This window comes from Erwinia endophytica (assembly GCF_009295515.1).
In the GTDB taxonomy this organism is placed as follows: domain Bacteria; phylum Pseudomonadota; class Gammaproteobacteria; order Enterobacterales; family Enterobacteriaceae; genus Erwinia; species Erwinia endophytica.
On sequence record NZ_RQVV01000011.1, the window covers coordinates 407,920 to 414,218 of the forward strand.

The 6,299-nt window shown below is 51.9% G+C and carries 7 protein-coding genes; 1 reads left to right on the forward strand and 6 read right to left on the reverse strand.

Annotated elements, in window-relative coordinates; genetic code table 11:
* Nucleotides 1-108: 108 nt before the first annotated feature.
* The 5 genes from purB to rluE form a co-directional block, all read right to left on the reverse strand.
* Nucleotides 109-1,479, reverse strand: coding sequence for an adenylosuccinate lyase (gene purB / locus EH228_RS04290; protein ID WP_152320430.1), 1,371 nt, complete (start codon nucleotides 1,477-1,479; stop codon nucleotides 109-111).
* Nucleotides 1,480-1,507: 28 nt separating this feature from the next.
* Nucleotides 1,508-2,152 carry a high frequency lysogenization protein HflD gene (gene hflD, locus EH228_RS04295; protein WP_152320431.1) on the reverse strand — a complete coding sequence of 215 codons (645 nt, stop codon included), beginning with the start codon at nucleotides 2,150-2,152 and terminating at the stop codon, nucleotides 1,508-1,510.
* A 66-nt stretch (nucleotides 2,153-2,218) separates the two neighbouring features.
* Nucleotides 2,219-3,322: a tRNA 2-thiouridine(34) synthase MnmA gene (gene mnmA / locus EH228_RS04300; protein ID WP_152320432.1), complete on the reverse strand. Its 1,104-nt coding sequence runs from the start codon at nucleotides 3,320-3,322 to the stop codon at nucleotides 2,219-2,221.
* A 57-nt stretch (nucleotides 3,323-3,379) separates the two neighbouring features.
* A complete protein-coding gene (locus EH228_RS04305; RefSeq protein ID WP_152320433.1) occupies nucleotides 3,380-3,856 on the reverse strand; it encodes an NUDIX domain-containing protein in 477 nt (158 codons plus the stop codon).
* Nucleotides 3,857-3,882: 26 nt separating this feature from the next.
* Entirely contained in the window at nucleotides 3,883-4,545 is a 663-nt protein-coding gene (rluE, locus tag EH228_RS04310) for a 23S rRNA pseudouridine(2457) synthase RluE (RefSeq protein WP_193323263.1), read from the reverse strand.
* A 101-nt stretch (nucleotides 4,546-4,646) separates the two neighbouring features.
* On the opposite strand from rluE, the gene icd reads away from it, so the two are divergent.
* Nucleotides 4,647-5,897, forward strand: a complete 1,251-nt coding sequence (gene icd, locus EH228_RS04315; RefSeq protein ID WP_152320435.1) for an NADP-dependent isocitrate dehydrogenase — start codon at nucleotides 4,647-4,649, stop codon at nucleotides 5,895-5,897.
* Between the two features lie 98 nt (nucleotides 5,898-5,995).
* Here icd and EH228_RS04320 read toward each other — a convergent pair.
* The coding region (locus EH228_RS04320) for a tyrosine-type recombinase/integrase (RefSeq protein ID WP_240116218.1) at nucleotides 5,996-6,299 on the reverse strand (304 nt) is incomplete at its 5' end.

A 6,299-nucleotide genomic window follows, 5' to 3' on the forward strand; every position in this document is an offset into this window, starting at 1 on the left:
ATTCAGTTGGCTACAGAACGTCAATAATAATCTGAAGGAAGCATAGGTTAAAGCACATAAACAATAGATTAACACTGGTCAATTTGCACTGGCCAGTGTTCAGAAAGGTTATTTCAGATCGTCGACCAGTTGAATTGCATGGCCCAGATAATTGAGCGGAGTCATTGATTTCAGACGGGCTTTTTCCTCTTCCGGCAGGGCAAGTCCATCAATAAAGGTTTTTATGCCTGCCGCATCGACGCGCTTGCCGCGGGTCAATTCTTTCAGCTTTTCATACGGTTTTTCAATGCCGTAACGGCGCATGACGGTCTGGATGGGTTCCGCCAGCACTTCCCAGTTGTTCTCTAACTCTTCCAGCAGGTGAGCGCGGTTGACTTCCAGTTTGGAAATGCCTTTCAGGGTGGACTGATAGGCGACCAGCGCATAGCCCACGCCAACGCCCAGGTTACGTAAGACAGTGGAGTCGGTCAGATCGCGCTGCCAGCGGGAAATCGGCAGTTTGCTGCTCAGATGCTGCATCATGGCATTCGCCAGCCCGAGGTTGCCTTCGGAATTTTCGAAGTCTATCGGGTTCACTTTATGCGGCATGGTGGAAGAGCCAATTTCGCCGGCGATGGTTTTCTGTTTGAAGTGGCTCAGCGCAATGTAACCCCAAATGTCGCGATCGAAATCGATCAGGATGGTATTGAAACGGGTGATGCAGTCAAACAGTTCGGCAATATAATCGTGCGGCTCGATCTGTGTGGTGTACGGGTTCCAGGTGATGCCCAATGAGGTCACGAAACTTTCACTCAACTGATGCCAGTCAACGTGTGGATAAGCGGCGATATGCGCGTTGTAGTTACCGACCGCGCCGTTGATTTTACCCAGTACGTCAATGCGTTCCAACTGGCGCAGTTGTCGCTCGAAGCGATACGCCACGTTTGCCATTTCTTTGCCCAGTGTTGACGGGGTTGCTGGCTGGCCGTGGGTTCGGGACAGCAACGGGATATCGCGATACTGCACCGCCAGGTCTTTGACCGCCGCAATGATTTGACGCCAGTAAGGTACGATAACCTCGCGTCGGGCTGTTTCCAGCATCAGAGCATGGGACAGATTGTTGATATCTTCAGAAGTACAGGCAAAGTGAATAAATTCAGCAACGGCGTGCAGCGCGGCATGCGGCTTAACTTTCTCTTTCAGGAAGTATTCAACCGCTTTTACATCGTGATTGGTGGTACGTTCGATGGTTTTAATGCGCGCAGCATCTTCCTCGTTGAAATGGGTGACAATGGCATCAAGGAAAGCGTTTGCGTCGCTATCAAATGCAGGAACTTCCTTGATCTCTGCACAGGCGGCGAGTTTCTGTAACCAGCGAACTTCCACTTCAACGCGGAATTTCAGCAAGCCATATTCACTGAAAATGCCCCGCAGCGGACTGACTTTGTCGCCATAACGGCCATCAATAGGAGAGATGGCCGTCAGAGAGGATAATTCCATTAGTGCAACTCCTGAATCGGTTAACAAATTAGAGTGAGGACTCGGTGATAAGGGACAACATTTGCTTCGCCTCAGTGGCCAGGCGATTGCGGGAAAACATCAGTTGCAGGCGACCGCCACCGACCTGGCGCCACAGTACCGCAGCACGAATACCGGCCAGCAGGGTGGCGCGAATTTTGCTCTGCACTTGCGCGTTTTGTAGCACCGCAGGTGAACCAGTGACCTGAATTCGCGGGCCTAGCGGACTGATCACATCCACATAAGTAGCGGCCATGGCGCTTAGCAGCGTATCAGAATCTAAATCATAGTGTATTAATTGACGTTCAAGCTGGCTGATGCGCTGCGCCAGTTCGTTCAGCGCCTTTTTGTTAGCGCTGAGTTTACGTTCCAGCATCATCAGGCTGAGGGTGTAGCGGGTGAGTTCCGCACCTGCGCCATGGTGGCTGTTGTTATTCAATACCGCTAACAACGTCTCCAGCCCGAAACGTAAGTGAGTTTCATCATTACCGAACACCGCCAGGGTGGACGTAGGGTTCATATCCACCACGCTGTTCAGCGATGTTTTCAACGCGTCGGGCGGACAGTGTCCCTGATGCGCTAATTGCTGCACCAGATGGGCCGATTGCCAGATCCCAGCCAGGGCCAGGGTGATATCGTAATAATTCTTCCCCAAGGTAACTCCTTGTATGTGCCAGTAGGCAATGTCAAACCCGGGCAGTATCGCTACCCGCTAACAGGCTTAAAGCAGTGGCCGACGAGTTTCAATGATAGCGCCACCCAGGCAGACCTCATCAAGGTAAAATACCGCGGACTGACCCGGTGTGACGGCGGCTACCGGTTGATCAAAAGATACTTCCAGACGGTCCTCGCCCATGGGAGTCAGCGTGCACGGGATATCGACCTGGCGATAGCGGGTTTTTACCGTACAGCGCAAAGGCGTCGTCAGGGGGACGCGATCGACCCAGTGCAATTGCTGCGCCACCAACCCGGTGGACATCAGGCGTGGGTGGTCATGACCCTGGGCGACAATCAGCCGATTTTCCCTGAGGTCTTTATCGACGACGTACCAGGGTTCTTCACTGCCTTCTTTGGTACCGCCGATACCCAGCCCTTTACGCTGGCCAAGCGTGTGGTACATCAGCCCCTGGTGCTCGCCGATGACCTCCCCATCCACGTTGACGATGGCGCCAGGTTGAGCGGGAAGATAGCGGCCGAGGAAATCGCGGAATTTGCGCTCGCCAATAAAACAGATGCCCGTGGAGTCTTTTTTAGTCGCGGTAACCAGCTCCAGTTCTTCTGCGATACGGCGTACCCTGGGTTTCTCCAATTCGCCAACCGGGAACAGGCATTGGGAAATTTGTTCATGGCTCAGTGTGTAGAGGAAATAACTCTGATCCTTGTTGTCGTCCAGGCCCCGTAGCAGGCGGCTTTTGCCCTGTACATCCTGACGGCGGACATAGTGACCGGTAGCAATGAGATCAGCCCCCAGATCTTCGGCGGCGAACGCCAGGAAAGCTTTAAATTTAATCTCTTTGTTGCAGAGAATATCCGGATTGGGGGTCCGGCCTGCCTTATACTCCGCCAGGAAGTGCTCGAAGACGTTGTCCCAGTATTCTGCCGCAAAGTTGACCGTGTGCAGGTGAATCCCCAATTTGTCGCAGACGGCTTGCGCATCAGCCAGATCCTGGGCCGCGGTACAGTATTCCTCACCGTCATCCTCTTCCCAGTTTTTCATAAACAGGCCTTCCACCTGATAGCCTTGCTGCTGCAGTAACCAGGCGGAAACGGAAGAATCGACACCGCCGGACATCCCGACGACCACTTTTGTTTGATGTGCTGACATGAGAAATACCCGACTTTAGTGGCAGTTAAAGGCTGCCCTTTAAAATTGCGGCGTATTCTACCACGCGTCCGTCATGGGCGCATCTTCGCTAAACGGCCATTGATACACGCTTAACACCTCCAGCGGATAACGAGGACCTTGCTGATAAACCTTCAGGCTTTCAGCAACGAGTGGCGAACGCAGTTTTTTAGCGGTCAGGATTTCTTCAGGCGGCAGCCACCAGCAGCGATCGATATCGCTATCGTGTGGACAGGTGGGCAGCATTTGGGGCAAATCCAGTGCGAAAAGAAACCGCAGGAAGGGGGTATGGTCTGGCGCAATCCACTGATGCAGGCGCAAAAAGGCCTGTGGTACGCCTTCTATACCGGTTTCTTCGTAAAGTTCACGAACCGCGGCTTGTAGCAGTGTTTCATTGGCTTCCAGATGTCCGGCTGGCTGGTTCCATGTCACCCGTCCGCGGACTCTCTCTTCCACCACCAGAAACCGCCCTTCAGCGTGTACCACGGTAGCGACGGTGACGTGTGGTTTAAACATACCTGACCCCTTATTGCCAATAACGGCTAAAATGGAAAATCATCGGTGATATCGCGCCATTCACCGGGGGGTAAATCATGCAGCATCACGTTACCCATGGCAAAGCGAATCAGTCGCAGGGTGGGGAAACCAATATGAGCGGTCATGCGTCGAACCTGGCGATTACGCCCTTCATACAAGGTGATTTTCAGCCAGTGAGTAGGGATAGTCTTGCGTTGGCGAATCGGCGGATGGCGTGGCCAGAGCCACTCAGGCTCGTCAACCCGCTCCACATGTGCCGGCAGGGTGGGGCCATCTTTCAGATTAACGCCATTGCGCAGTGCCTGGATATCGTCCTCGTCCGGTACGCCTTCCACCTGGACGTAGTAAATTTTTCCAGTACGCTTGCCCGGTTGGGTCAGCGTCGCCTGCAGCGCGCCATCATTTGTCAGGATCATCAGACCTTCGCTGTCGCGATCCAGACGACCAGCGGCATAGACACCGGGGACCGGAATAAAATCTTTCAGAGTGCTGCGACCGGCGTCATCGCTAAACTGCGGCAGCACGTCAAAAGGCTTGTTAAAAATAATAATACGCCTGGAGCCTTTAACGGTTTGTCTGCGGTCAGCGAGTGCGCTGAATCGTTTAACGCGGTGATTCTTAAAGGAAGATTTACGCATATTCTTTGCACTGGTTGATAATGAGCGCATTATAACGCAAACCGGTGAGGATTGGCGCGGGGGGAATATTAAAGTAGTATTGACCCGCATCTTACAAATCATTAACAAAAAAGCGCTCGAAGGAGAGGTTAATGGAAAGCAAAGTAGTTGTTCCGGCGGAAGGTCAGAAAATCACCCTGGAAAAGGGCAAACTCCACGTACCCAACAATCCGATCATTCCTTTTATCGAAGGCGACGGCATTGGCGTTGATGTTTCTCCAGTGATGATTAAAGTTGTCGATGCCGCTGTGCAGAAAGCTTATAACGGCGAGCGTAAAATTTCCTGGATGGAAATTTACACCGGTGAGAAATCGGTAGCGCTCTATGGCCCGGATGTCTGGCTACCAGAAGAAACCCTCGATCTGATTAAAGAGTACCGCGTGGCGATCAAAGGCCCGCTGACCACTCCCGTCGGCGGTGGTATTCGCTCCCTGAACGTGGCTTTGCGTCAACAGCTTGACCTCTACATCTGTCTGCGCCCGGTGCGTTACTACACCGGTACACCGAGCCCGGTAAAACGGCCTGAAGATACTGATATGGTGATTTTCCGTGAGAATGCGGAAGATATCTATGCCGGTATTGAATGGAAAGCGGGTTCAGCGGAAGCGGATAAAGTGATCAAGTTTTTGCGTGATGAGATGGGCGTGAAGAAAATTCGCTTCCCGGAACAATGTGGTATTGGTGTGAAACCTTGTTCTGAAGCAGGCACCAAGCGTCTGGTTCGCGCGGCGATTGAATACGCGATCACTAACGATCGTGATTCAGTCACATTGGTTCACAAAGGCAACATCATGAAGTTCACCGAAGGCGCTTTCAAAGACTGGGGCTATCAGTTGGCAAAAGAAGCGTTCGGTGGCGAGCTGATCGATGGCGGCCCATGGATGAAAATCAAAAACCCGAAAACGGGCAAAGAGATCGTGGTAAAAGACGTCATCGCGGATGCCTTCCTGCAACAGATCCTGCTACGTCCGGCGGAGTATGATGTCATCGCCTGTATGAACCTGAACGGCGATTACATTTCCGACGCACTGGCTGCGCAGGTTGGCGGTATTGGTATCGCACCAGGCGCCAACATTGGTGACGAGTGCGCGTTGTTCGAAGCGACTCACGGTACCGCGCCTAAATATGCGGGTCAGGATAAAGTAAACCCGGGTTCAGTGATTCTGTCTGCAGAAATGATGCTGCGTCATATGGGCTGGTTCGAAGCCGCTGACCTGATTGTTAAAGGAATGGAAGGGGCGATTGCCGCCAAGACCGTAACCTATGACTTTGAGCGTCTGATGGATGGCGCTAAGCTGCTGAAATCCTCAGAGTTTGGCGATACCATGATTAAGCACATGTAACCGATTCTCGCTAACATATAGCCAACATAATTTGTTAATTTTATGTTGGCTTTTTGATCTCCTAATCTTTCCCCAAAACTGTATAAAAAAAGTACGGTTTAAACTGTGATTACCATCCACTCTTTACCTCGATCATCGTTATATTTATCCGTCATTTTTTGTGATTTATGGCCCAGCAGTTTTTGCGTCTCCAGCCCTTGTTCCCGATACAGACGTTCAGACAGAGAACGTTGCTCATGGAACGTTGGCGCGGTTCCCTCCTGCCATGTTATACCGCAACGATTTCTGGCCTTTTTGAAAGTGGTGGTTATTGAGCTGGCTGAAACTGAACCGTCCCGGTAATCCTGGAGACTAAACTCTTTGAGAGAGAGGTAAACAGGATGACTAAAAACACACGCTTTT

What these genes read in the sequence shown, in the direction of transcription:
- purB (WP_152320430.1), bottom strand. Translation starts at nt 1,479, where the DNA reads ATGGAATTATCCTCTCTGACGGCCATCTCTCCTATTGATGGCCGTTAT.
- mnmA (WP_152320432.1), bottom strand. Translation starts at nt 3,322, where the DNA reads ATGTCAGCACATCAAACAAAAGTGGTCGTCGGGATGTCCGGCGGTGTC.
- EH228_RS04305 (WP_152320433.1), bottom strand. Translation starts at nt 3,856, where the DNA reads ATGTTTAAACCACACGTCACCGTCGCTACCGTGGTACACGCTGAAGGG.
- rluE (WP_193323263.1), bottom strand. Translation starts at nt 4,545, where the DNA reads ATGCGCTCATTATCAACCAGTGCAAAGAATATGCGTAAATCTTCCTTT.
- icd (WP_152320435.1), top strand. Translation starts at nt 4,647, where the DNA reads ATGGAAAGCAAAGTAGTTGTTCCGGCGGAAGGTCAGAAAATCACCCTG.